This is a genomic window from Pseudomonas sp. PDM25, assembly GCF_019219045.1.
Taxonomy (GTDB): domain Bacteria; phylum Pseudomonadota; class Gammaproteobacteria; order Pseudomonadales; family Pseudomonadaceae; genus Aquipseudomonas.
This window is the reverse complement of sequence record NZ_JAHUWL010000087.1, coordinates 1-326: the sequence shown is the minus strand read 5'-3', so window position 1 is coordinate 326 and position 326 is coordinate 1. Positions and strand designations below refer to the sequence as shown.

Annotated in this window: 1 pseudogene; it reads right to left on the bottom strand. The window is 59.8% G+C overall.

Going from position 1 to position 326, the window contains the following annotated elements:
* A pseudogene (locus KW848_RS31450) lies at positions 1-326 on the bottom strand (type VI secretion system tip protein VgrG); the annotation flags it as partial.

Sequence of the window (326 nt, the reverse complement as noted above, 5' to 3'; positions counted from 1 at the left end):
CACCCGCACCCAGCAACTGCTCTTGTCGCTGTTCAGTTCGGCCCGGTCCCAATTGAACTCGACCTTGACCCGACCGTACTCATCACAAAAGATTTCCTCGCCGGCAGGCCCGGTGACACGGGCGGTCGGCTGACTAATTCCTTTTCACGGGTGACCAGCGGTGCGCGGTAGAACACGTCCCAGGGAATCGCGGTGAAGCTGTTGCGGTAGCCTTGGGTGAAGCCATCTTCGGCGTTCTCTTCGCTGGTGACCGACTCCTCCAGAACCTGGGGCTGTTTTCCTTGGTGATGAACACTGCACAGCAGCCACAAGGCGTTGCACGCCTG